Raw genomic sequence first — 22,976 nt, 5'->3', positions numbered from 1 at the left:
TTTCGCATGCGTCACTTCGCCGGGGCCAGTACCACCGAGAGGTGCCGGTGCCCGTTGGAGATGAACGACTCCACCGGCGTCAGGTCCGCGTCCGGGGCGAGCGCCATGTCGGGGAACCGCTCGAACAGCGCGGGCAGCGCCACCTGCGCCTCCAGCCGGGCCAGCGGCGCGCCCAGGCAGAAGTGCGCGCCATGGCCGAAGGCCACGTGGTCCTTGTTGGCGCGGCGCAGGTCGAAGACGTCCGCATCGGCGTGCACCGACTCGTCCCGGCCCGCGGCGGCATAGGCGGCGACGATCGGCTCACCCTGGCGGATCAGCACGTCGCCCGCCTGGATGTCCTGCACCGCGTAGCGCAGCGGCAGGTTGGCGACCGGCCCACGCACCCGCAGGGTCTCCTCGATCACGTCGTTCCAGCCCGCCTGCCCGGTGCGCACCAGCTCCAGCTGGTCGGGGTGGGTGAGCAGCAGGTGGATCGCGTTGTCCAGCAGGTTGACGGTGGTCTCGTGCCCGGCACCGAGCACCAGCAGCAGGGTGAACAGCAGCTCCTGCTCGGTGAGCGCGCTGCCGTCGCCGCCCTCCTCGTCGTCCCGGGCCGCGATCAGCACGCTGGTCAGGTCGTCGCCCGGCTGCTCGCGCTTGATCGCGACCAACTCGGCCAGCAGCTCGAAGACGCGGGTGTTGTTGGCCACCGCGGCCTCGGGCGTGATGGTGGTGTCGAAGAAGTTGTCCACGCACTCGCGCAGGCCCGGGTGCAGGTGCTCCGGCACCCCGAACAGCTCGCAGATCACCTGGATCGGCACCGGATAGGCGTAGCCCTCGCGCAGGTCCACCGCCTCGCCGGGGGCGGCCTTGGCCAGGCCGTCCAGCAGCTCGGCGGTCATCGCCTCGATCCGCGGGCGCATCGCCTCGGTGCGGCGCGCCGTGAACGCACCGGCCACCAGGCGACGCAGCCGGCGGTGCTCCTTGCCGTAGGCGGTGAACATGTTGTCGGTGTCGACCCAGATGCGCAGCGGCCAGTCCTCGGGGACCTCACCGTCGCGGAAGGCGGTCCAGTGCAGCCGGGCGCTCTTGGACACATTGGGGTCGGCCAGCAGCTGCTTGACCATCTGCAGGCTGCCTACCGACCACGCCACCACGCCACCAGGGAGCTCCACCTGGGCCACCGGCCCGTCCTGGTGGATCCGCCGGGCCTCGCCGTGGATGTCGGTACCGCTGGTGTCGAGCCGGAAGGGGCAGCGGTCGGGTTCCATGTACGGCCTCCTGAGGCATCAGCGGATCCGGGGAGAACGGATCCGGGTACTGCGGGAACGGGGACAACAGGGGTGAGGACTGCGGGTGCCAGGTGCGGGGTGGTCATGGTGACCGGCGGGAACCGCACCGGCAGCGCGGCCAGCGCCCGGTGGAACGGACCCGGGCGCCAGACGAGTTCATCCGGCTTGACGCCGAGTTCGAGGTCCGGCAGGCGGTCCAGCAGCCGCTCCACGGCGACCGTGGCGATCAGCCGGGCGTGGCCCTGTGCCGGGCAGGCGTGCGGCCCGGCGCTCCAGGCCAGGTGGGCGCGGTTGCCGGTGCGCGAACTGCCTTCCAGGGCCGGGTCGTTGTTGGCAGCCGCGAAGCTGATCACCACCGGCTCGCCCTCGGGCAGCAGGTGGCCGGCCAGTTCGACGTCGCGCACCGGGAAGTGCACCGCGAAGTTGGCCACCGGCGGGTCGGTCCACAGCACTTCGTCGAGGGCGTCCTCGACCGGCAGGCTGCCGCCCGCCAGGTCGCCGGCGAACCGGTCGTCGGTGAGCAGCAGCCGCAGCGAGTTGCAGATCAGGTTGAGCTCCGGCTCGGTGCCGGCACCCATCAGCACCACCAGCTGGTGCAGCATCTCCTCGTCGTTCAAGGCCGCCTGATGGGCCATCATCCAGCTCGTGACATCGCTGCCCGGGAAGGCGCGCTTGAGTGCCACCAGCTGCAGCAGGACGTCGGTGACCTCCTGGTCGGCCCACTCCGGGTCGGTGCCGTCGAACATCGCGGCCATGCCGCGCACCAGGCGATCGCCCAAGTGCGCGGGGCAGCCGAAGAGTTCGTTGAAGATCAGGAGCGGCAGCGGACGGGCGTAGTCGGCCACCAGGTCGGCGTCGCCGCGCCCGGCGAAGGTGTCGATCAGCCGGTCGGCGACGCGCTCGACCTGGCCGCGCAGCGCATTGGGGTCGATCCGGTCCAGCGAGTCGGTCACCGCGCCGCGCAGCCGCTCGTGCCGCTCGCCGTCCGCGAAGAAGCAGTTGGGCCGGAAGGCCATCATGGGCACGGCCGGGCTGTCCGGTGCCACGCGGCCGTCTGCCAGGCCCTTCCAGCGGCGCGCGTCCTTGGTGAAGGTCTCGGTGGTGCGCAGCACGTCCAATGCCGCCTGGTAGCCCAGCGCCAGGGTCGCGGTCACGCCCGGGTAGAGCTCGACGGCGGCCAGCGGGCCCTCGGTGGCCCGCAGCCGGGCGTAGACCGCGGTCGGGTTCTCGGTGAACTCCGGTCCGTACAGCGGGGTTCCGCCTCGGTGTGCGGGGCAGCCGGGGGGCGGGGTCAGGTCGGCTGAGGGGAGGCCGGGCGGGAGGTCGGGGGAGGAGAGGTCGTTCACGCATGCTCCAGACGGGCTTCGGTGCCGATCAGGTATTCCACGAGCGAGATCAGCGCCTGGGTGGCCGAGGCCGGGTCGCGGGCGTCGCAGCTGACCAGCGGCGTGCTGGGCAGCAGGTCGAGGGCCTCGCGCAGCTCCTCCTCGGCGAACTCGGGTGCGCCGTCGAACCGGTTGACCGCCACCGCGTATGGCAGCCCGTGCTCCTCCAGCAGGTCCATCACCGGGAACGAGTGCTCCAGCCGCCGGGTGTCGGCCAGCACCAGCGCACCCAGCGCACCCAGTGCCATGTCCCGCCAGAGCGGGGTGAACCGCTGTTGCCCGGGTGCCCCGAACAGGTAGAGGACGAGAGACTGACTGAGCGTCAGACGGCCGAAGTCCATGGCGACCGTGGTGGTCTGCTTGTTCGGCACCCCGGTCAGGTCGTCAACCAGCACGCTCGCCTCGGTCATCGGCTCCTCGGTACGCAGCGGCTCGATCTCCGACAGGGTACCGACGAAAGTGGTCTTGCCGACCGCGAAGTGGCCGGTGACCAGCAGTTTGACGGCGGTCTGCACCCCCTCGCCGAGGTAGCTGACCTCTGCCGTTTCGAGGCCGCCGACCTCAGAGCCGGGCACGGAGCCCATCCAGAACCTCCTGCAGCAGCTGGGACGCGGGGAGTTGGGCCCGCGGAATGGCGGCCCGGGTGAGGAGGTGGCCGCTGTCGACCAGATCGCCGAGCAGCACCTTGGTGACGCTGACCGGCAGCCGCAGGTGCGCGGCGACCTCGGCCAGCGACAGCGAGCCGCGGCTCACCAGGGCCACCAGCCGCCGCTGTTCGGGATTCAGCCCTTGCAACGGCCGGCCGGGCACCCCGCTGACCAGGGTGACCAGGTCGAAGGTGTTGCGGGACGGCTCCGAACGGCCGTTGGTGACCACATACGGCCGGACCAGACCCTGCTCCCGGCGCGGGCTCACCGCACTGCCCCCGCGTCCTGCCGCGGCGGCGTGCCGAGTTCCTTGCCCAGCCGGTCGACCAGCTTCTGCATCCGGTAGCTGACCGCCTCCATGTCCACCGACTCCCCGGCGGAGACGGCGAGATAGGCGCCCGGGCCGGCCGCCACCAGGAAGACGTAGCCGCCGGCGAACTCGATCAGGCTCTGCCGCCAGGGGCCGGACTCGCCGCCGAGGAACCCGGAGGTGCTGCGGCTGATCGACTGCACACCGGCGAGCGCGGCGGCCTGCCGGTCCGCCTCGTCGCGGGTGATTCCGGCGGAGTGGGCGCGCAGCAGGCCGTCGGCCGAGAGCAGGATGGCGTGCCGGGCGTGCGGGACCATCAGCACGTCATCGAGCATCCAGCCCAGGTCGTTGGCGGCGGGGTGGCTGTTCATCGAGCTCTCCTAGCAGCGGTGCGGGCGGCGGCTGGGCGTTCGGGGGCAGCCGCGGGGGATCAGCTGTGCGTATCGGATTCGGGCGCGCGTCCGGCCCGGGTGCCGCGGGCGAAGGCGCCGAGCCGCTGGGCGGTGGCCTCGGCGTCCCGGGCCCAGTCGGCGGGGGACTGGTCGGGGGACTGGTCGGCCGGGGTGGCGGTGGCGTCCTGGGCGAGGGCGGCCTCCGGGAGCGGCTCGCGGCGGCGGCGCTTGGGCAGCCCGCCGGCGGTGCGCGGAGCTGCGGCGGGCGGGGCGGTGAACTGCGGGGCGGCGGGCTGCGGAACGGCGCTGCGGGGCGCCCGCTCGGGGGCCGGCTCGCGGACGTCCAGCAGGTCCCGGGCGGCGCTCGGCTCGACGTCGGGGGTGATCTGGGTGAGCAGGTCGGTCGGCAGGAAGAGCACCGCGCGCACGCCGCCGTACGGCGAGCGGGTGTCCACCGAGACGCTGAAGCCGTACCGCGCCGCCAGCACACCGATCACCGCGAAGCCGAACTGCGGCGGATCGCCGAGCCGGGTGACGTCCACCGAGCGCTGCCCGCTGAGCAGTTGGCCGGCCAGCTCGATCTCGCGCGGGTCCATGCCGACACCCGCGTCGTCGATCACGACGCAGGCGCCGTGGTGGGCCGGCTGCAGATTGACCTCGACCTGGGTGTTGGGTTGCGAGTGCCGGGCCGCGTTGTCCAGCAGCTCCGCCACCGCGAGCACCACCGGCTCCACCGCCCGGCTGGTCACCGCCAGTTCGACCTGGGTGCGGATCTCGATCCGCTTGTAGTCGCGGACCCGCGACTTGGCGCCGCGCACCACGTCGCTCAGCGAGGAGGCGGCACGCTGCCGACCCGGCCAGGAGCCGCAGAGCACTGCGATGGCCTGGGCGCGGCGGCCGAACTGGGAGTTGGTGTGGTCGATCTCCAACAGGTCGCGCAGCACCGCGGGGTGGTCGTGGCGCTCCTGCATCTCGGAGATCGCCACCTGCTGCTCGTTCGCCAGCCCCTGCAGGGCCCGCATCGCGCCCTTCAGCGCGGCCTTGGCGTTCTGGTCGGCGCGCAGCTCGGCCCGTTCGACGGCGCTGCCGAACTGGTCGGCCACCTGCCGCAGGCTCTGCTCATAGCCGGTTCCGGCCAGCAGCGGTTCGGTGGCGGCCGGGTGGGCGACGGTGGAGTGCATCAGGGCGGGCAGCCGGACGGTCGCCAGCCGGTGCGCCTCCTCGTCCCGGGCCCGCAGCGCGGCCTCCAGCCCGGCCAGTGCGGTAGCCCGGTTGCGGGCCAGCCGCCACTGTCGAACGAGCATCAGGAGGGCCAGCAGCAGCCCGGCGCCCAGGCACCAAGTCACCGCCTGCGGTATCTGCGACATCAAGTTCCTTGCACGGGCGGACGGTTCACTGCCCTACCGACGTAGCACCGGAGCAGACGGGCACTGGCTGCTGAGCGCGAAGTTCCGTTCATCCAACCATATTGACGACTGAATGTCAGAAGTACGCATCAGACTGTCACCTGACGATCTAATTGTTAACCCACCGGCTGGATTCGATCGGTCGGCTCAGCCAGGGCCAGGGGTTACCATCCGACCCATGACCGAGGCCCACGGGGGGACCGAGCCGTGCCCGAACCGCTGCCCGACCCGCTCACCGAACTGCCGGGGGTGGCACCGGGAGCGTTCTCGTTCGCCGACCACTACATCGTCTGCGGGGGCAACGCCCTGGCCCACCGCCTGATCGCGGAGCTCATCGAGCACTACCAGGTCCCGGTGGTGGCGATCGTGCCGGACCTCGGCAGGGACCACGGACCGCGCATCGAGCAGCTCGACGGGGTGACGGCGGTGCTGGAGTACACCAGCGTCACCCAGGAGGCGCTGGTCGCCGCCGGCGCCGCCACCGCCCGCGGGATCGCCCTGGTGGACGGCGACGACCAGGCCAACATCCACGCCGCACTGAGCGCGCAGGGCATGAACCGGGAGATCCGGATCGTGCTGCGGATGTTCAACCAGCGCCTCGGTGAGCAGATCCAGTCGCTGCTGACCAACTGCGCCGCACTGTCCGGCTCGGCCACCGCCGCGCCGGCCTTCGCCAACGGCGCGCTGAGCCGCCCCAACTCGGTGCTGGTCGGCGACCGCTACCTCTACGTGGCCTACGACTACGACCCGGCCGCCGGCGCCGGGCACCTGTGCGTGGCCGCCGACCGGATCGACCGGCAGAACCTTGACCGGCTGCGGCTGCTGCCCGAAACCCCGTCCGCCGCCCGGCCGTTCATCGATCTGGCCGAAGCCGTCGAGGGCATGGTGGGGGCCGCGCCCGGGCCGGGCCAGGCGGCGGACGGCACGGCGGAGCAGCCCGAGCCGGAGCAGGACGGCCTGGCGGTGCTGCAGACCCTGCCCACCGAGCCCCGGCTGCGGGTCCCGCTGCTGTCCCGGCTGCGCTACCGGTTCCTGGACACCCTGCGGTTCTTCACCAGCGCCCGGATCCGCCTGGTGCTCTGCACCGCGTTCGCCGCGATCCTGGCCTCCTCGGTGGTGATCTACCACTACAACCGCAGCCCCGGCTGGACGGCCTACCTCTCCCTGCTGGACGCGGCGGGCTCAGCCCAGCCGGACCAGATGAACGACCCGACCGGCGGCACCGGCGGCCCGGTGCAGCGGCTGGCCCAAGTCGTGATCACCTTCAGTGGGATCGCGCTGCTGCCGGTGCTCACCGCGATCGTGGTGGATGTGCTGGCCTCCGGGAGGCGCGGGCTGCCGCGCAGTCCGAGCGCGGGCCTGCGCGGGCATGTGATCGTGGTCGGCCTGGGCAACGTCGGCACCCGGGTGGCCACGCTGCTGGCCGAACTCGGCGTGCCGGTGGCGGGCGTGGAACTGGACCCGCAGGCTGCCGGGGTGGCGGCGATGCGCGCCCTCGGTGTTCCCGTGGTGGTCGGCGACGGTCCGCTGGCCGACCGGTTGCGCGTCGCTCGGGCCAAGCACGCCCGCGCCGTGGTCGCGGTCACCAACGACGACGCGGTCAACCTGGAGGCCGCGCTGGAGGCCCGGGCGCTGCGGGAGAACGTCCGGATCGTCGTGCGCCTCTTCGACGACGACTTCGCCAGGCACGTCTACGCCACCCTGGGCAATGTGGCCTCCCGCTCGGTCTCCTACCTGGCGGCTCCGGCCTTCGCCGCGGCGCTGATGGGGCGGGAGGTGCTGGGCACCCTGTCGGTCTTCCGCCATGTGCTGCTGATCGCCGAGTTGACCGCGGAGCCCGGCGGTGCCCTGGTCGGCATGAGTCGCAACGACATCGAGGCACTCGGCGGCCTGCGGGTGATCGCGGTCCGGCTGGCCCGGTCGCCGGGCACCTACCAGTGGGGCTACGCCGACCGCAGCCGGGGCCTGGCCGCCGGCGACCGGGTGGTGGTGGTCGCCACCCGCAACGGCCTGGCCCAGCTCAACCGGGCCGCCCCGGAACCGGTTTCGCTGGACGCGTGACGATGCGGGTCAGCGCAGCAGATGGGCGCGCCGCCAGGCGGGGGCGGTGCTCGCGTCGATGATGCCCAAGTCGGTGAAGTAGTCGACCGCCTTGCGCGCCCAGTCCACCCGGGCCCGCTGCCAGTGCGGGTTGGCGCGGGCGGCCCGCTTGGCGGCCTCCGCGTCCAGGCCGGTCAGCGTGTAGACCCGGGGGTGCACGCACTCGCGCACCGACTCGCTCGCCAGGAAGGCCAGCACCCGGCGGAACAGCGCACGCCGGGCCGGGGTCATCCGGCCCCAGCGGCGGGCCAGTTCGGGCTTGGCGAAGCCGATGTGCCGGGCCTCCTCGACCACATGGATCCGGGCGGTCGCGCGGGCCAGCGGCTGCAGGCTCTCGTCCCGCATCATCTCCCGCTGCATGGCGTCGGTGAACTCCTCGACGAATATCGCCCCGGCCAGCGTCAGCGTGATGTCGTTGAGCTGAAGGTAGAACCGCCCGCGCAGGTCGGCCCGGCGGGACGGCCGGGCGGTGGGGTACCCGGTCTTCCTGATGTACTCGGCGAACATGGTGGAGTGCCGGCACTCGTCGGCCACCTCGGTGAGCGCGTACTGCGCGTGCCGGGTGGTGAGGTCCTGGCCGTAGACGTGCCGGATCAGGCCGTTCATCAGCAGGATCTCGAACCAGATCCCGGCTGTCATGGTGCTGGCCAGCTGCCGGGTGCTCAGCTCGGCCTGCTGACGAGACGTCAACTGCTGCCACTGCTCGGTGCCGTAGAGCGTGACCCGGTGCGGCGGCAGGGCGAACTGGTTCGGATCGATGGGCGCCGCCCAGTCGATCTCGGTCATCGGGTCGTAGGAGTGCTTGGCCGAGGTGCGCAGCAGGCGCTCGGCGTTGCGTTCGCGGTCCGAAAGGGCTTGGGAGTCCGTGGTCACGGGGTCGCTCCGGTCGGTGCGAGGCGGGTGGGGGAGGTCTCCTCGGCGGTCGCGGAGCCGAGGGCCCGCAGCGAGAAGGTGATCAGGGCGGGGATCAGGTCGTCGGGCGCCCGGCCGTCGGCAAGCGGGCCGACCAGTGCCTCGCCGATCCCGCCGACCAGCAGCGCGGCGGTCAACTCCGGGTCCTGGCACGGCAGTCGGCCGGCTTCGACGCCCGATGTGATCGCCGCCGCGATCACGTCCCGGAACGCGCTGCGGAACACCAGGCGCTCCGCCTCCACCTCGGGGTCGACCGGCTCGGCGAGCAGGGCGTAGGCCAGCCGCGGTGCGCCGAGCGCGCGTCCTGCGAAGACCCGGATCACCGTGGCGACTTGGGCATGCTGGTCGCCCCCGTAGTCGCGGGCGGCGGCGGCCCGCACGGCCTCCACCTCCCGGCCGACCACGGTGCGGAACAGCTCGGCCACCAGCTCGGCCTTGCTGGGAAACGACCGGTACACGCTGCCGGTCGCGATCCCGGCGCGCTCTGCCACGGCCGCCACCGAGCAAGCGGCATAACCGCGTTCGGCCAGCAGCTCGGTGGCGGCGGCGAGCACGGCATCGCGCTGCGCGTCGAGCCGGGCTTGGACGGCAGGAGTCTTCCGGTAGGCCACGGCAAGAAGTGAAGCAGTGATTCAGTGCTTCAGCAATGCCCAGGGGTGAAGACGCCAACGGGGCTGCGGCGGCACCGGGATGGCTCAGGCCGCCACGGCGAGGAAGCCGACCAGATAGGCCACCGCGAAGGTGATCGGGATCCACTGCTCGACCTTGGTCAGGGGCAGGTACTTGCGCCAGTCGTGCCCCTCCCCGAGCGCGACCCACTCGGCCCGGGAGTACGCGTAGGCGGGAAGTCGCTCCTCAAGGGCGCCGATCACGTCGTACTTGGCGGCGTTGAGCTGGCGGTAGGAGCGCACGGTGGCGGACCAGGCCAGGCACTGGGTGAGCAGGATCGCCAGCCCGGCCAGGAGCAGCCAGACCGAGGTGGAGGCGAGCTTGTCGCCCGCGATGCCGGCGATCACCGCGACCACGGTGCTGTTGAGGGAGAGGAAGAAGGTGTTGGTGAGGTTCCGCCGGGCGCTGACCCGATCGGCCATCTCCACGCAGATCTTGTACTGGTCGAGTACCGCTCGCTGGTAACTGTCCGTGGCAGAAGAATAGTTGGCAGGGCCAACGGCTTCGTTCCAGAGCGAGTCACGGATGGCCGTCATGCGCTCATGATGAGTCATCGAGCGGCTGATGTGCAGTGTTTTCCCCGAACGGGTTGCTGTCCTTCCCTGGCAGCGAGCACGCTGATGAAGCATCAGCTATTGCTGCCGACGGGGGAGATGTCGATGCCGGAAGCCGTCGAGCACCTCGATCTCGGGCCGCACCACCAGTCACGTGCCCGAGGCGCGGTGCTGCTGGTGCTCGGGTAGGCTCCGCTCTCCGTTGTGTCTTCGCGCTGCTCGGCCTCGGTGTGCTCTACGCTTCCAGGGTTCTGGTGCGGCAGGGACCAGGCGACCATCCGCGGCGCGATCCACTTCGAGGCCGACTGGACACCGCGGTTCGTCCGCTTCGACACCCCGCAGTCGCCAGGGAACTTCCAGCGCGTCATCGAGTCCAGGTTCGTCTACGGGCTGCGCCTGGTGTACGAGCGGCTCGGGGTCCGCTGGGCCGGTGTGACCCTGCGACTGCCGACGCACGCCCGGCCGACCCGCCGCCAAGTGCCCCTCTTTTGGACCGTCTTCGCGTTGCCGGTGGTGGTGTTGGGCTTCGTGGTGCTGCAGATCACCGGAGTTGGCGGGGGCTGACTCGAACGCATGGCCGCCGGTAGGCTTGCCATCTGCACATCCTGCACACGGACACCGACCACGAGGGAGGGCGCGATGCCGACCGTGGCGGTGACCGGGCACATGGACCTTGCCGAGCGGACCGCCTTCCTGGTGCGGGCCGCGCTGCGCGAGCTGCTGGCCGAGCAGCGGGGGCCGCTCGTTGGGATCTCCTGCCTCGCCCCGGGGGCTGACAGCCTGTTCGCCGAGGCGGTGCTGGAGGCGCACGGCTCGCTGCTGGTCGTGCTGCCGTCGCGGGACTACCGCGCGGCTCAGGTGCGGGCGGCGCATGCCCAGGACTTCGACCGGCTCCTGACAGCGGCCGAGGAGGTCGTCGTGCTGCCGTTCGAGACGGCCGGCCGGGAGGCGTACGAGGCCGCCAACAAGGAGCTGGTCCGGCGCGCGGACCTGCTGGTCGCGGTCTGGGACGGCAGTGCGCCGTCGGGCAACGGCGGCGGGACGGCCGACGCCGTTCAGGATGCCCGGGACGCGGGAGTACCGGTCCGGGTGGTCTGGCCGGAGCACGCGGCGCGCGGTTGATCACGCCTCGCGCCGGGGCAGCAGGCGCGCTCGGTCGTCAGGCCTATCGGTGTCTCTCGGCGGGTGACAGCGCTCCGGGCAGCGTCCCGGTCTGCAATCTGGTGATCCGGTTGATGATGAGGATGATCAGGACGCCCGAGGTCACTTCGAGCAACGCGCTCACGGTGGACAGCTCCGCGGTGCTGCGCAGCCCCGACTCGGTGACCGTCTTGCCCAGGTAGAGCCGGTTGAGGGCCTGGCCGATCACCGTGTCCACGACGAACAGCACCCACCAGGTGCCGATCAGGTCGCGTGGGACCTGTCGCCGGGGGTCGCTGGCCCGCCAGATGTCCGACACCACCTGGTACGGGACCCACAGGTTGGCCACCGGGGTCATCCAGCTGCCGAGCACCCAGCCCCGGGCTCGGCGGTGCGCGGCGGGACCGCCCGACAGCTCGGAGTTGATCCGCGCTCGCCACAGCCAGACCAGGAACACCACGCCGGCCGCCAGATACATCACCAGCGCCGGTATCGCCACGGCCCTCGAGAAGGTGTCGGCCGAGTCGAGGTCCGCGGTCGTCGCGGAACCGGCCAGGTAGTCATGCACGACGAGGCAGTTGCGCCAGTCTGACACCGTGTTCAGTACCGCGCCCACCACCGACAGCAGGATCAGGGTCGAGGCGGCGGCAGCCGGGCCGGTCACCCTGCGGTACTGCTCTGCGCCGACCAGGCTCACGCCCGTGGGCATGCCCTGCTGTGGACCGTCCATGCTTCCCCCCGGAGGTCGTACAACGGCTGGACGTACACATGAGGTTGAGGGGATGTTACTGTGCGTCGCGCCGCTCTGTCCCCGGTTGTGACGGACTCGGTTCCCGGGTGCTAGGCAAGGCCGAGCAGCTGCAACGTCCGGTAGGCCAACCACAACAGCAGAGCCAGGACCGTGACCAGTCCGAAGCCCTTCCACAATGACATCTGGGCGGCGAGGGCGGCCCGCCAGGCCATCCTCCGTCTGCGGATCCCCACAGATGCCAACGCGGCCTGAAGGGTGCGGGCCATGAGAAGGACGGGTGTGTACGGGGTCATCGCCCAGGATGCCCGCTTGGCGCGGGACCACGCACGGGTGAGCGGACCCCGCGCCGTCCCGGTCACCGGCTCCACCGGGTGCACCTGGGGTGTCCACTCGGAGTCGAAGGTGATGACGGCGGAGATCCACGCATCCCTCAGGGCGACCCCGGCCAGCCGGGACGGGGTCGACAGGTGTTCGTCCAGCCGCTCGGCCAGGCCCGGCAGCCCGCTCGGCACCAGCAGGACCAGCTTTCGCGCGGGCTGCGTGGTGCGGGCCTGCTCGACCTCCCACCACAGGCTCTCGCCCGAGCCCAGGCGCAACACGATGAGCTGCGACAGCTCCATCAGCCGCAGTACCGTCGGCTGCCAGTCGTCGAGCGGCAGGTAGAACCGCGCCGCCCCCAGCAGCGGCAGCGGCTCCCCGGGGCGGCCCACCGCGATCACCGGGCCGACGGCACCCAGCGCCGCCGCGAGTTGCTCCTCCCGGGAGTGGATGTTGACGGGTGCCACGTCCTCGACCTGGGCCGCGGTGTCGTCGTCGGCGAAGCTGCGTAGGAACAACACCGGTTGACGGCCGTCGGCCAGCAGGGCCTGGGCCGCGCCGCGCGCCGAGCGCGGGCGGGTGTAGCGCAGGATCAGAACTCCGGCCCCCAGGGCCAACAGGCCGCCGACCAGCGACAGCACCATGACCGCCGGCGGCATCTTGTAGCCCTGCCGCTGCGCCATGCTCACGGCGAGGGTTCCCACCGTGAAGAACGTGGTCCCGACACCGCTGGCCACCAGGAACACCGGCCGCCGCCACCTCGGCTGCCGCGCGGCGAACCGGCTGACCAGGTCGACGACTTCCGCCGCGCCCGACCGGCGACGACGTCGCAGCCACAGGGTCGGTAGCAGCAGTGCCGCGGCAGGTGCCGCCCAGGACAGGGCAGTCGCGCCCGAGGAGTTGAGCCGCCGGTCGAGACCGGCCTGCTCCCGCGCGACCTGCTCCGCCAGCCCCGCGACCCGCCGGCGGGCCGAGTCGACACGGCCCTGCTCGGCGTCCGCGGCTGCGGCTGAGACCGTGGACCGGCTGCCCCCCGAAGGGGCGTGCTTCGCGAACCACGCGGCGTCGTCGACGATTTCGGCGCGGGCGGACGCGTCCCCGCCGGCGTACCGGTCCAGGGCGGCGGTGAACGCGGTGGCCCGCGCCGGAGCTCCGTGGAAGCGGACGGCGGCCCGCAGGTCCATGCCCGCGCTGACCGCCAGCTGCAGTGCGACATAGGCCATGACGACCGTGACCGCCGTGACCAGCCGGGCGAACGCCCGCAACCGCGAGGACACCGCGACCCACCCCCTCCCTGCCCCAGCAGCGCCGTACCGCGCCCTGTACTACTACCCCGGTTCACCGGCCGGGGCCAGACTGCGGGCAGAGCACGACCGACCCGCCTCACCGAGTGGGCGAGGCGGGTCGGCTGGGAGGGCTGCTACGAGCAGCAGCCCTCCCGGGATCAGGACGCGTTGAGCGCGGTGTCGTCGATCACGAAGCTGGTCTGGCCGTTGCCGGTCTCGGTGCCGGTGAAGGTCACGGTGACGCTCTGGCCGGCGAGGGCGGAGACGTCGAGGGTCTTCTGGACGTAGCCGTTGCCGGCGTCCAGGTTGGAGTAGGTGGCGAGGGTGGTGGAGCCCGCCTTGACGGTCAGGGTGTCCTGTGCCGCACCGGAGGTGTTGGCGGTGTCGACGTGCAGCCAGAAGCTCAGGCTCGCCTTGCAGCCGGCCGGGACGGTGACGGTCTGCGCCAGCTTGTCGGTGTGGGCGCTTCCGTAACCGTCGAGCCAGGCGTCGTAGTTGCCGGAGTGGGAGGGCTCGGAGCTCAGGTCGCTGTTGACCACGCCGGAGGAGGCGGTCCACGGCGAAGCGCTGCCGGTCTCGAAGCCGGGGTTGCCGAGCAGCTGCCCGGGCTTGGCACAGCCGCCGGTGGAGCCGCTGCCGACGGTCCAGGTGAACGAGGCGCTGCCGCTCGGACCGGTGGAGTCGGTGGCGGTGACCGAGACGTTGTAGGTGCCGGCCGTGGTCGGGGTGCCGCTGATCAGACCGGTCGAGGAGTTGACCGAGAGCCCGGCCGGCAGACCGCTGGCCGACCAGCTGAGGGTGCCACCGGCGGTGTCGTTGGCGGCGAGCTGCAGCGAGGCGGCGGTGCCCACCGTGCCGTTCTGCGCACCGGGGTTGGTCACCGACACGCTGCCGGTGGTGCCGCCGGTGTTCCAGACATCGGTGATCGGGGTGGCCTGGGCGGCGGCACCGGCGTACGGCAGGCCGTACATGTCCTCGACGCTGCGCAGCACGCTGAAGTGGTCGATCTGCTCGCCGTAGTTGCCGGGCTTGACCTGCTGCCCGTTGAAGAAGGTGGCGATCTGGTTGGCCGAGGTGGTGCTGTCGTCCTCGTCGAAGGTGGTGATCAGCAGGCTGTTGTGGGTCTTCGCCCACTGGACGTAGGCGTCCAGGTTGTTCTTCAGCCAGGTGTCACCGGTGGAGATCGAGCAGTTGTGGATGTCGTTGCAGAGGTTGGGGATCACCCAGGAGACCGTGGGCAGTTGGGTGAAGTCGGTGGGGAAGGCGGTGAACGGCTTGGTGTCGGCCGCCGGCACATTGGTGAAGTTGATCCACGGCACGTGCTTGCGGGCGTAGTCGCCCGAGGTGCAGGTGGTGGCCGGCGACGGCAGGTCCTCCGCGTAGCCGGTGAAGGTCAGCCCCTTGGCGATCAGCTGGGCCGCCTCGTTGTCGGTGCTGAAGGTGTGCGGGCAGGAGTCGTCGGTGATGCCCTGGTTGGAGCCCGAGAAGAGGTCCAGGTAGTTCGGCTGGCTGGGGTGCTCGATCGCGAACGAGTTGGTGAAGTTCGCGCCGGTGCCGGCCAGTTGGTTGAAGTACGGGGCGCTGGAGTTCCCGACGATGGAACTCTCCGACGTGTTCTCGAACAGCACGATGACCACATGGTCGGGGCGTGGCACGCCGGTTGCCGTCGTCGCCGCTGCCGCGGCGGGCGAGGCGGCGGTGGCGGCGCTGGTGAAACCGGTGACGCTGGCGACCAGGCCGGCGAGCAGGCCAAGGGTGGCCGCCAGGCGGGTGGCCGGACGTGGCAGACGCACGAGGGACTCCTCGGGGAAGCGGATGATGCTTGCCATCATTCGCACTTGACGGTGTCCCTACAAGAGATGTGTAGCAAACAGCATGCGAACTCCCGTTACCCGACCACCCGTTGGCGCCGGTCAGACCGGCTCGGCCAGCGAGAGCCCGAACCGCCCCTCGGGGTCGGTCCACCAGTGCCGCAGCCGGAACCCGGCCGCCGCCAACTCGGCCGCCACCCCGGCCTGGCGGAACTTCGCGGAGATCTCGGTGCGCATCTCCTCGCCCGCGTCGAACTCCACGGTGAGCGACACCGCGGGGATCACGACCCGCTGCGCTTTGACGGACTGCAGCCGCATCTCGATCCACTCGTGCTCGGCGTCCCAGTACGCCCGGTGCTGGAAGCCGGCCGGATCGAAGTCCGCGTCCAGCTCCCGGTTGAGCACATTGAGCACGTTCTTGTCGAACTCGGCGGTGACACCGGCCGCGTCGTCGTAGGCGGCGACCAGCACCCGCGGGTCCTTGACCAGATCGGTGCCGAGCAGCAGCGCATCGCCCGGGGCGAGTTCGTCCCGCAGCGCCCTCAGGAAGGCGGCGCGCTCGTCCGGCGCGAGGTTGCCCAGGGTGCCGCCCAGGAAGGCGACCAGCCGGGGCGAGTGCACCTCGTGCGGCAGCCCCAGGCCGGCGGTGAAGTCGTTCACCACGCCGTGCACCGCCAGCCCCGGATAGTCCACGGCCAGCCGCCGCCCGGCCTCGCGCAGCGCGCTCTCGCTGACGTCGACCGGCACGTAGTCCTCCAGGGTGCCCAGTTCACGCAGCGCGTCGAGCAGCAGCCGGGTCTTCTCCGAGGAGCCCGAGCCCAACTCGACCAGGGTCCGGGCCCGGGAGGCTGCAGCGATCTCACCGGCCCGGGCGGTCAGGATGGCCCGCTCTGCCCGGGTCGGGTAGTACTCGGGCAGTCGGGTGATGTCCTCGAACAGCTCGCTGCCCCGCTTGTCGTAGAACCACTTGGGCGGCAGCCACTTGGCGGGCGCGGTCAGGCCGCGGCGCACATCGGAGCGCAGGGCCTGGGCGAAGTAGTCGGTGGGGAGCAGTCGGGTGAGCTCGAAGGCGGTCATTGCAGTTCCCATCGCAGTCCGGAATCAGAGGGGTCTCTCAGAGCTTCGACGGCAGCGTCAAGCGGGTGGACGGCCACCGCTTCGGGGGTGGCCACCAGGACGGATCGATCGGGCACCGGGATCCATCCCGGGCCGTCGTCGCCTGGCTCGGAGGCGACCAGCACCGAGCGGCCGGGCTCCAAGCGGTGAAACAGCGTGTCCCCCCAGGCAGTTGCGGCGATCACCCGGCCGTCGGTGACCAGCAGGTTGAGCCGCGCCTCGGTGTGCCGGACCACCTCGGCCACGGTGGCCGCCAGCGCCTGGTCGACCGCCAGTCCGGTGCGCAGTCGGCGGCGCAGCAGCGCCCAGACCAGCGCGGAGTCGCAGCGCGCCTCCAGGGTCAGCAGCTCGGCCGGATCGAGCAGCGCGGCCAACTCGTCCAGCCCGTGCGGCCAGCCGGCCAGCAGGCCGTTGTGGCTGAACAGCCAGCCGTCGCCGGTGTAGGGAGCGGCGGCGGTCTGCTCAGCCGAGGTTCCGACCGTGGCGGAGCGGACGGCGGCCAGCAGTGCCCGGGTGCGGACCACCCGGGCCAGGTCGGCGAAGTTCTCGTCCATCCAGATCGGCCCGGCGCGGCGGTAGCGGGCCGGCAGCGGGTCGCCCTCGGCGTACCAACCCAGGCCGAAACCGTCCGCGTTGACCGTGCCGTACCGCTGCAGCCGGGGCGACCAGGACTGCCGGTGCAGCCCGTAGGGCGGCTCCACCAGCACCTCGGCCGGACTCACCGGCAGCCCCAGGTAAGCGAGGTGACGACACATCAGTCACCTTCCACCAGGTCGCGGGCGGTCCGGAAGCCGGCGAAGATCTGCCGCCGGATCGGATAGTCCCAGTTGCGGAAGGTGCCCCGGCAGGCGACCGGCGCCACCGCGAAGCTGCCGCCGCGCAGCACCTTGTACTCGGCCGGCTGCCCGGGCCCCGCGAAGAACACCTGGGAGTACTCCCGGTACGGCCAGGCCCGGAACCCCGGGTAGGGTGCGAAGTCGCTGGCCGTCCACTCCCACACGTCGCCGATCAACTGCCGTGCTCCGTAAGGGGATTCGCCCGCCGGATAGCTGCCGACCGGGGCGGGCTGCAGATGCCGCTGCCCGAGGTTGGCGTGCTCCGGGCCGGGCCGTTCGTCGCCCCACGGGAAGCGCCGGGAGCGCCCGGTGGCGGGGTCGTGGCGGGCCGCCTTCTCCCACTCGGCCTCGGTCGGCAGCCGCCGGCCCGCCCACCGGGCGTAGGCCTCGGCCTCGTACCAGGTGACGTGCAGCACCGGCTCCTCGGGCGGCACCGGCTCCACCCGCCCGAAACGGCGGCGCAGCCAGACGCCGTCCTGCCTGGTCCAGAACAGCGGCGCGGTCAACTCGGCCTGTCGGCAGTGCTGCCAGCCGGCCGCGCTCCACCAGCGCGGCTCCTGGTAGCCGCCGTCCTCGATGAACCGCTGGTAGGCGGCGTTGCTCACCGGCGTGGTGTCGATCGCGAACCCGGGCAGGTTGACCTGGTGGGCCGGGCGCTCGTTGTCCAGCGCCCACGGCTCGGTGTCGGTGCCCATGGTGAACGGACCGGCCGGCACCAGGACTTCGGCGGGGAGCCGCTCGGCGGGGGCCGGTCCGGGCGCCGGTGCGGTCAACACCGCCTCACCGGTGCGCAGTTGATGGGTGATCAGCATGGTTTCGTCGTGCTGCTGTTCATGCTGGGCGATCAGGCCGAACGCGAAACCCGCCTGGAGCAGCGGTGGTCCGGCCAGCGCGACCCCGTCGAGCAGGTCCAGCACCCGGCCGCGCACCTCGGCGGCATAGCGGCGGGCCTCGTCGGGCGGCAGCAGCGGCAGGGTCGGCCGCTCGGCGCGCGGATGCTGGAAGGCGTCGTAGAGCGGGTCGATCTCCGGGTGCATCGGGTCGCGGCCGCCGACGTTGCGCAGCAGCCAGAGCTCCTCCTGGTTGCCGATGTGCGCCAGGTCCCAGACCAGCGGTGACATCAACCGCGAATGCTGGGCGGTCAGTTCGGCGTCGTCCACGCTTTCGGTCAGCAGGCCGGTGCGGGTGCGGGCGGCCAGCAGCTCATCGGCGATGGTTTCGCGCAGCCGCTCCTCGCCGGCGTCGGGGTTCAGCATGATGCGTCGTCCTCTCCGGAGCCCAGCAGGTCTTCCGGGCAGTCCGTCGCGGTGTCCTTCGGATCGTCGGCGGTGTCGAGCAGATCGTCGGCGGGACATCGGCCCCGGGCGGGGTAGCGGTCGCGGAACTCGGCTACGGCGGCCCGGATCCGCCCGTCGACCCCGGCCCGGGAGAGGGCGGCATCGGCAGCTGCGAAGCAGTCCAGCGCGGCCCGCCGCAGCACCGGGTCGTCCATGCCGCGGGCGGCGGCCCTGGTCCAGGCGGCGCCGCGCGGCCCGGGCTCGGTCGACGCGGCGCTCAGCGGCTCGAGCGCGGCCAGCGCGGCGTCGGTGGCCTGCTGGTCGGAGAACAGCGCGGCGGCCAGCGCGACCGGGACGATCCAGCCGTCGCCGGGCTGCGCGTCGATCATGCGCAACTCCAGGTAGCCGCGCGGTCGCACCGGCGGGAACAGCGTGCTGGCGTGGTACTCCAGGTCGGCCAGCGTGGGCCGGTCCGCCTCCGGCCCGCGCAGCCAGTCCCGGAAGGTCCGCCCGGCCGGCGCGTTCCACGGCTGCCCGTCGGCCCGGCGCACGCACAGCAGTTGGGCGTCCAGCACATAGCGGGCCCAGGCCTCGCGCGGGTCGCCGCCGTGCGGTGCCAGGGTGCGGCTGGGGTCCATCCGGGCCCATACCGCCTGCCGTGCGGACCGGTAGCCGGTGCGGCGACCGTCCAGCAGCGGGGAGTTGGCGAACGCGGCGACCAGCACCGGGCCGAGCCGGTGCGCCAGCTGCCAGCGCTGCCGGAACCCGCCGGCCCCGGGCGCCTCGGTGCCCGCGTCCAGGCACACCTGGGTGGAGGCCGTGACGCACATCATGATCTTGCCCCAGGGCCCGCTGCGGCCGAAGAATTCTTCCATGGCCAGGTAGCGGGGTTGACGCAGGGTCAGCTGACGGGCCCTCGGATGGGGTTCGGTACCGTAGCCGGCGAGAGTCAGGCCCTGGGCGGCGAAGGCCGCGCGCAGGGTGGCGAGGTCCTGGCCGGCGGTCCGTATGCACGCCGTGAGGTCCTCGGCGGCGGGGGAGCTGAGCTCTACCTGGCCGCCGGGTTCGCGGGTGATCCGCGAACCACCGGGGAGCGATGACAGGTCCGGATGCAGGTCGAGCGCCGCCAGAGCGGCCCCGACTCGCTCGGGGGCGGGGGAACTGTGTGGCTGACGGGAATCGTGCACCAACCATTCGAGCTCGACGCCGAGCCGGGTGGGAGGGCCGATCTTGAAGCAGGTGCTGGCGACATATGCCGCCGCGGTGGACTCGGTCAGCGGGGTCACCGTGGGTGGCGCCTGCGGGGAAGCGCTGGTGGAGGGGGTCGATTGCCGTGCGACGTTCACTGCATCACGTCCTCGTGCTGTGCCGGCCCCGGTTCGGGGCGGCTGGGGCAACCCGCTACTTGCCCAAGTCTGCGACTGGTCACTCGGAGTTGCCCGACGCCTGGTCGTAACGGCTGGATTCCCGCTGGTCGGCCCGGGCAACCGGGTGAGGTGAGACGAGTCACATCTGCCGCAATCGCGGCTGGGCGGAAATATGTGGGGACGTTCTCCCCGTTTGGCGTACAGTCGATGGAAGTGGGGGATGAGTCCCCGGATCACCCCGGGCCCCCGGAAAGGAGTGCTGCCATGGACATGCTGGAAGTTCCGGCTCCCGCCTGCGCGGCGGCACCCCGACTGCGGGCCGACGCGGTCCGGAACCGGGAGCGCATCCTCGCGGCCGCCCGGGAGCTGTTCGCCGACGAGGGCGCCGACGTGCCGCTGGACGAGATCGCCCGGCGGGCCGGCGTCGGCAACGCCACCCTCTACCGCAACTTCCCGGACCGTCCCGCGCTGATCCACCAGGTCGCGCTCTCCGTGATGGAGCGCGTCCTGGACCGGGCCCGCACGGCGCTGACCAGCGAGGGCGACCCGTTCCAGGCGCTCTGCGAGTTCGTGCACGGCAGCGCCGACGAGCACATCGGCGCGCTGTGCACCATGCTCACCGAGCGGGTCGAACAGCAGGACGAGGACGAGTACTTCGCGCTCAAGGCGGCGACCGAGCGGGTGGTGGACCAGCTGATGGTCCGCGCCCGGGAAGCCGGCAGCCTGCGCGCCGACGTCGCCCCCGGTGACCTGTTCGTCGCGCTGGGCCGGCTCTCCCGGCCGATGCCCGGCGGTGACTGCCTCAAGCTCGACCAGAGCATGCTGATCCACCGCCACCTGCAGCTGTTCCTCGACGGACTGCGGGCGCCCGCGCCCTCGGTCCTGCCCGGCCGCGCGATCACCCTGGACGATCTGCGGCGACCCAACTGATCGACCGCACCTGGTCAGCCCCACTTGATCGACCTCGCTTGGTACACCTCGCTTGATCGACCTCACTGTCCGATGTCACTGATCGACCCCGTCGATTGTCAGTGCCTCTGAGTAGCGTCACCGGGGAGCCGAACCGTCCCCGGCTCCGAGACTTCCGGAGGCGGCCCAGCCGCCTTTCGACCGCGCAATGGGAGCGGCCTGTCCGCTTCCCACCGCACAACGGAAGCGGCCTGCCGCCTCCGACCGCACAAGCACCAACTCCTGCCGTTAGGTGAGTACACCCATGTCAGACAACGTCGTGCCACAGGCCGACTCCAATCGCTGGAAGACCCTGGGCTTCCTCGGTCTCGCCCAGCTGATGGTGGTGCTCGACGCCACCATCGTGAACATCGCCCTGCCCACGGCGCAGAAGGCCCTGCACTTCTCGGACACCAACCGGTCCTGGGTCATCACCGCCTACGCGCTCGCCTTCGGTGGCCTGCTGCTCTTCGGTGGCCGCATCTCCGACATGTGGGGCCGCCGTCGCACCTTCATAACCGGCCTGATCGGCTTCGCCGGTGCCTCGGCGATCGGCGGCGCCTCGCAGAGCTTCGCGATGCTGGTCGGCGCCCGCGCGCTGCAGGGCGTCTTCGGCGCACTGCTCGCACCGGCCGCCCTGTCGCTGCTCACCGTGACCTTCACCGAGGCCAAGGAGCGCGCCAAGGCGTTCGGCATCTACGGCGCCATCGCCGGTGGTGGCGGTGCGCTCGGCCTGATGCTCGGCGGTGTTCTCACCCAGTACCTGAACTGGCGCTGGACCTTCTACATCAACGTCCCGTTCGCGATCATCGCGGTGCTCGGCGCGCTCTTCGTGATCCGCGAGCCCGCCGGCGGCCTCAACCGCAACCGGCTGGACATCCCCGGTGTGGTGCTGGTCTCGGCCGGCCTGGTCTCGCTGGTCTACGGCTTCACCGAGGCCTCCGAGAAGGGCTGGGGTGCCAGCCTCACGGTCGGCCTGTTCATCGCCGCGGCCGTGCTGCTGATCGCCTTCGTGATCGTCGAGCGGACCGTCAAGGCCCCGCTGCTGCCGATGCGCGTGGTGCTCGACCGCAACCGCGGCGGCTCCTACCTGGCGCTCGGCCTGGCCGTGATCGGCATGTTCGGTCTGTTCCTGTTCCTGACCTACTACATGCAGAACATCCTGCAGTACACCCCGGTCACCACCGGCTTCGCGTTCCTGCCGATGGTCGCCGGCATGATCACCGGCTCCACCCAGATCGGTGCCCGCCTGATGAACCGGGTCCCGGCCCGCTGGCTGATGGGCCCCGGCTTCGTGGTCGCCGCGCTGGGCATGCTGATCCTGACCCAGATCAAGGTCGACACCTCGTACTGGCAGATCCTGCCCGGCCTGGTCCTGATGGGCCTCGGCATGGGTACCGCGTTCATGCCGGCGATGAGCCTGGCCACCTTCCGGGTGCGCCCGACCGACGCCGGTGTCGCCTCCGCGATGGTCAACACCTCGCAGCAGGTCGGCGGCGCGATCGGCACCGCGGCGCTGAGCACCGTGGCGACCAGCGCGACCAACGCGTACATCAGCTCCAACCACGTTCCGCCGATTCCCCCGGCCTCCGCGGCTCCGACCCAGCCGCTCACCCCGGAGATGAAGCAGAAGATGTACGAGATCATGAACGGGCATGCCCACGCGGCCGTGGCCGGCTTCTCCCACGCCATCTGGTGGTCGTTCGGCTTCCTGCTGGTGGCCGCGGCGCTGGCCACCGCGCTGCTGAACGGCGGAGGCAAGCAGAACATCGTCGCCGCCGGCAGCGGTGACGGCGAGGTCGCCGACGTGCCCGTGATGGCGCACTGACGCACTGCCGGCAACTCACCTGACGGCGCCGCCACCCCGGTGCGGGGGCGGCGCCGTTTCGCGTCCTCGGGAATCGCGTTGGACAGCCCGATGACCGACGTGATCGACTCGGCTGATCCGCTACGAGGAGGAGCCGCATGGCCGTCAGCCCCACCGTCGCCCCGATCGACCGCCTGCGCCGGGCCGTGGCCCGCACGGCCGAGCTGGTCGCGGACCGGGCCGCCACCGGGCTGAGCCATGACGACGCCGACGACGAGCACGGCACCGTCGGCACCGACGGCGCGATCGGCTTCGACCCGGTCCCGCTGCTCGCCGAACTCGACCGGCAGGGCGCCCCGGTGGTGGCCATCGGCCAGGTGGCCGGCATCCTGCACGGCTCCCGGGAACTCACCGGCGACCTCGACCTGCTCTGGGACGGCGACCCGTCCCGGGCGGACGCGATGGCGGCGGCCTTCGCAGCCGTCGGCGCCGTGCTCCTCGACGAGGACGGCAACGAACTGCCCTGCACCCCCGAGGCGTTCCACCTTCGCAAGCTCGACTTCCGCACCCCGCAGGCCTCCGGCGACCTGTGCACGCCCAAGCTCCCCTGGGGCGAGCTCGACGTGGCGGACTTCGTGGAGCGCGCGCTCACCACACCCGGCGTGGCCGGCAC

Annotated in this window: 22 protein-coding genes; 6 read left to right on the top strand and 16 right to left on the bottom strand. The window is 71.7% G+C overall.

The window, feature by feature from the left end; all coding sequences use genetic code 11:
• Positions 1-11: 11 nt before the first annotated feature.
• The 6 genes from P3T35_RS24680 to P3T35_RS24655 are packed head-to-tail and all read right to left on the bottom strand — an operon-like array spanning position 12 to position 5,375.
• Positions 12-1,106, bottom strand: a complete 1,095-nt coding sequence (locus tag P3T35_RS24680) for a cytochrome P450 (RefSeq protein ID WP_280707809.1) — start codon at positions 1,104-1,106, stop codon at positions 12-14.
• An 11-nt stretch (positions 1,107-1,117) separates the two neighbouring features.
• Complete coding sequence (locus P3T35_RS24675; RefSeq protein WP_280707734.1) at positions 1,118-2,617, bottom strand: cytochrome P450; 1,500 nt, start codon at positions 2,615-2,617, stop codon at positions 1,118-1,120.
• Positions 2,614-3,240 (bottom strand): ATP/GTP-binding protein, encoded by a 627-nt coding sequence (locus P3T35_RS24670; protein WP_101383489.1) that lies wholly within the window; start codon positions 3,238-3,240, stop codon positions 2,614-2,616. The genes P3T35_RS24675 and P3T35_RS24670 overlap by 4 nt, the downstream gene beginning before the upstream one ends.
• Complete coding sequence (locus tag P3T35_RS24665) at positions 3,218-3,571, bottom strand: DUF742 domain-containing protein (protein WP_101383490.1); 354 nt, start codon at positions 3,569-3,571, stop codon at positions 3,218-3,220. Before P3T35_RS24665 ends, P3T35_RS24670 begins: the two co-directional genes overlap by 23 nt.
• Positions 3,568-3,984 (bottom strand): roadblock/LC7 domain-containing protein, encoded by a 417-nt coding sequence (locus P3T35_RS24660; protein WP_101383491.1) that lies wholly within the window; start codon positions 3,982-3,984, stop codon positions 3,568-3,570. Before P3T35_RS24660 ends, P3T35_RS24665 begins: the two co-directional genes overlap by 4 nt.
• Positions 3,985-4,043: 59 nt before the next feature.
• A complete protein-coding gene (locus P3T35_RS24655; RefSeq protein WP_101383492.1) occupies positions 4,044-5,375 on the bottom strand; it encodes an ATP-binding protein in 1,332 nt (443 codons plus the stop codon).
• Positions 5,376-5,618: 243 nt separating this feature from the next.
• On the opposite strand from P3T35_RS24655, the gene P3T35_RS24650 reads away from it, so the two are divergent.
• Entirely contained in the window at positions 5,619-7,472 is a 1,854-nt protein-coding gene (locus P3T35_RS24650; protein ID WP_101383493.1) for an NAD(P)-binding protein, read from the top strand.
• 9 nt (positions 7,473-7,481) lie between these two features.
• Here the strand turns inward: P3T35_RS24650 and P3T35_RS24645 are convergent, their stop codons facing one another.
• The 3 genes from P3T35_RS24645 to P3T35_RS24635 form a co-directional block, all read right to left on the bottom strand.
• Complete coding sequence (locus P3T35_RS24645; RefSeq protein WP_101383494.1) at positions 7,482-8,384, bottom strand: diiron oxygenase; 903 nt, start codon at positions 8,382-8,384, stop codon at positions 7,482-7,484.
• Positions 8,381-9,034, bottom strand: coding sequence for a TetR/AcrR family transcriptional regulator (locus P3T35_RS24640; protein WP_101383495.1), 654 nt, complete (start codon positions 9,032-9,034; stop codon positions 8,381-8,383). The genes P3T35_RS24645 and P3T35_RS24640 overlap by 4 nt, the downstream gene beginning before the upstream one ends.
• 84 nt (positions 9,035-9,118) lie before the next feature.
• Positions 9,119-9,628, bottom strand: coding sequence for a hypothetical protein (locus tag P3T35_RS24635; RefSeq protein ID WP_101383496.1), 510 nt, complete (start codon positions 9,626-9,628; stop codon positions 9,119-9,121).
• 84 nt (positions 9,629-9,712) lie between these two features.
• On the opposite strand from P3T35_RS24635, the gene P3T35_RS24630 reads away from it, so the two are divergent.
• From P3T35_RS24630 to P3T35_RS24620, 3 genes are all read left to right on the top strand, one after another.
• A complete protein-coding gene (locus P3T35_RS24630; RefSeq protein ID WP_280707727.1) occupies positions 9,713-9,835 on the top strand; it encodes a hypothetical protein in 123 nt (40 codons plus the stop codon).
• Positions 9,836-9,874: 39 nt separating this feature from the next.
• Positions 9,875-10,210, top strand: a complete 336-nt coding sequence (locus P3T35_RS24625) for a hypothetical protein (protein ID WP_143676979.1) — start codon at positions 9,875-9,877, stop codon at positions 10,208-10,210.
• A gap of 75 nt (positions 10,211-10,285) precedes the next feature.
• A complete protein-coding gene (locus P3T35_RS24620) occupies positions 10,286-10,768 on the top strand; it encodes a hypothetical protein (protein ID WP_101383498.1) in 483 nt (160 codons plus the stop codon).
• 43 nt (positions 10,769-10,811) lie between these two features.
• On the opposite strand, the gene P3T35_RS24615 is transcribed toward P3T35_RS24620, so the two are convergent.
• The 7 genes from P3T35_RS24615 to egtA form a co-directional block, all read right to left on the bottom strand.
• Complete coding sequence (locus tag P3T35_RS24615) at positions 10,812-11,516, bottom strand: DUF4328 domain-containing protein (protein ID WP_101383499.1); 705 nt, start codon at positions 11,514-11,516, stop codon at positions 10,812-10,814.
• Between the two features lie 110 nt (positions 11,517-11,626).
• A complete protein-coding gene (locus P3T35_RS24610; protein WP_101383500.1) occupies positions 11,627-13,132 on the bottom strand; it encodes a transferase in 1,506 nt (501 codons plus the stop codon).
• 167 nt (positions 13,133-13,299) lie between these two features.
• Positions 13,300-14,934: an alkaline phosphatase family protein gene (locus P3T35_RS24605; protein ID WP_280707724.1), complete on the bottom strand. Its 1,635-nt coding sequence runs from the start codon at positions 14,932-14,934 to the stop codon at positions 13,300-13,302.
• Positions 14,935-15,054: 120 nt separating this feature from the next.
• Positions 15,055-16,029: an L-histidine N(alpha)-methyltransferase gene (egtD, locus tag P3T35_RS24600; protein WP_101383501.1), complete on the bottom strand. Its 975-nt coding sequence runs from the start codon at positions 16,027-16,029 to the stop codon at positions 15,055-15,057.
• Positions 16,026-16,823 carry an ergothioneine biosynthesis protein EgtC gene (gene egtC / locus P3T35_RS24595; RefSeq protein ID WP_101383502.1) on the bottom strand — a complete coding sequence of 266 codons (798 nt, stop codon included), beginning with the start codon at positions 16,821-16,823 and terminating at the stop codon, positions 16,026-16,028. Before egtC ends, egtD begins: the two co-directional genes overlap by 4 nt.
• Positions 16,823-18,160, bottom strand: a complete 1,338-nt coding sequence (egtB, locus tag P3T35_RS24590; protein ID WP_101383503.1) for an ergothioneine biosynthesis protein EgtB — start codon at positions 18,158-18,160, stop codon at positions 16,823-16,825. The genes egtC and egtB overlap by 1 nt, the downstream gene beginning before the upstream one ends.
• Positions 18,154-19,467, bottom strand: coding sequence for an ergothioneine biosynthesis glutamate--cysteine ligase EgtA (egtA, locus tag P3T35_RS24585; RefSeq protein ID WP_180356721.1), 1,314 nt, complete (start codon positions 19,465-19,467; stop codon positions 18,154-18,156). The genes egtB and egtA overlap by 7 nt, the downstream gene beginning before the upstream one ends.
• Before the next feature lie 345 nt (positions 19,468-19,812).
• Here egtA and P3T35_RS24580 point away from each other — a divergent pair, with 345 nt between their 5' ends.
• Together P3T35_RS24580 and P3T35_RS24575 are read left to right on the top strand one after the other, a co-directional pair.
• On the top strand, positions 19,813-20,478 hold the full coding sequence (locus tag P3T35_RS24580) for a TetR/AcrR family transcriptional regulator (RefSeq protein ID WP_280707721.1): 666 nt from the start codon (positions 19,813-19,815) through the stop codon (positions 20,476-20,478).
• Positions 20,479-20,761: 283 nt separating this feature from the next.
• Positions 20,762-22,324: an MFS transporter gene (locus P3T35_RS24575; RefSeq protein WP_101383504.1), complete on the top strand. Its 1,563-nt coding sequence runs from the start codon at positions 20,762-20,764 to the stop codon at positions 22,322-22,324.
• Positions 22,325-22,976 lie beyond the last annotated feature (652 nt).

Origin of the sequence: Kitasatospora sp. GP30 (genome assembly GCF_029892145.1) — a bacterium.
GTDB lineage: Bacteria > Actinomycetota > Actinomycetes > Streptomycetales > Streptomycetaceae > Kitasatospora > Kitasatospora acidiphila.
Note: the sequence above shows the minus strand (reverse complement) of the source record. Positions and strands in the feature narration are given on the sequence as shown.